Source organism: Sphingomonas hankookensis (assembly GCF_001619955.1).
GTDB lineage: Bacteria > Pseudomonadota > Alphaproteobacteria > Sphingomonadales > Sphingomonadaceae > Sphingomonas > Sphingomonas hankookensis_A.
This window is the reverse complement of sequence record NZ_LQQO01000026.1, coordinates 1-1,068: the sequence shown is the minus strand read 5'-3', so window position 1 is coordinate 1,068 and position 1,068 is coordinate 1. Positions and strand designations below refer to the sequence as shown.

The following is a 1,068-nucleotide window of genomic DNA, read 5'->3' as shown; positions in this document are numbered from 1 at the left end:
GGCGGTGGAAGCGGCCGTGCGCGAAGCATTGCTGGCCGGCGTCGCCAGCGACGACGTCATCGTCAACATCCTGGCCCGCCGGCGCGAACCGCCGCGACCGCTGACTATTGTCACGCCAGAAGATCTGGCGCTGCGCCATCCGCCCCGCGCCGACTGCAACCGCTATGACAGCCTGCGAGGCCTCCATGCAGCGGCATGAGATGATGACGGCCATGACCGAGTTGGGGCTGAAGGGCATGGCTGGCGCTTTCGACGAGGCGGTCACTACCGGTCTCCAGCGCAAGCGCACGACCATGGAGGTCCTGACCGACCTGCTGCGTGCCGAGGCGACGCACCGCCATGCAGCCTCGGTCCGTTACCGGATGTCGGCCGCCAGGTTGCCCGCGGTGAAGGACCTCGACGCCTTCGTCTTCGGCGACACTCCCATCAACGAGGGACTGGTGCGCTCGCTGTACAGCGGCTCGTTTCTTCCGGGCCGACGCAACGTCGTGCTGGTCGGTGGAACGGGTACCGGCAAGACGCATCTCGCCACCGCCATCACCGCCAATGTGGTACGAGCCGGCGCCCGCGGACGCTACTTCAACACAGTGGACCTGGTGAACCGACTCGAGGAGGAAACGCGCCTTGGCAAGGCCGGCACGCTGGCGGCCCAGCTCTCGCGCCTCGACCTCGTGGTGCTCGACGAGCTTGGCTACCTGCCGTTTGCACGCTCGGGCGGTCAAATGCTCTTCCACCTCGTCAGCAAGCTCTACGAGCAGACCTCCGTCATCGTCACCACGAACCTCGCCTTTGGCGAGTGGCCGACCGTCTTTGGCGACCCCAAGATGACCACCGCACTGCTCGACCGTATTACCCACCATTGCGACATCGTCGAAACCGGCAACGACAGCTGGCGCTTCAAACATCGAAGCTGACGCCCAGGACCACCGGCAGAGAACGCTTCGCGCTGGTTGCGCCTCCGGTCGGGCTACGCCCGCCCTACGCCGCAACCAGCGCGAACGGTGCACCCGTCATACCCGTAACGCTGCTCGACGAAGGGGGTCCCTTTTGGACGCCGATAGGGGGTCC

The 1,068-nt window shown here is 66.1% G+C and carries 1 protein-coding gene and 1 pseudogene; both read left to right on the top strand.

The window, feature by feature from the left end:
• A pseudogene (locus tag AVT10_RS11180) lies at positions 1-199 on the top strand (IS21 family transposase); the annotation flags it as partial.
• The gene (gene istB / locus AVT10_RS11175; protein WP_066691143.1) at positions 186-914 is read left to right on the top strand and encodes an IS21-like element helper ATPase IstB; all 729 of its coding nucleotides are present in this window, start codon (positions 186-188) and stop codon (positions 912-914) included. The pseudogene AVT10_RS11180 and the gene istB, both read left to right, overlap by 14 nt.
• Positions 915-1,068: the final 154 nt, after the last annotated feature.

What these genes read in the sequence shown, in the direction of transcription:
- istB (WP_066691143.1), top strand. Translation starts at nt 186, where the DNA reads ATGCAGCGGCATGAGATGATGACGGCCATGACCGAGTTGGGGCTGAAG.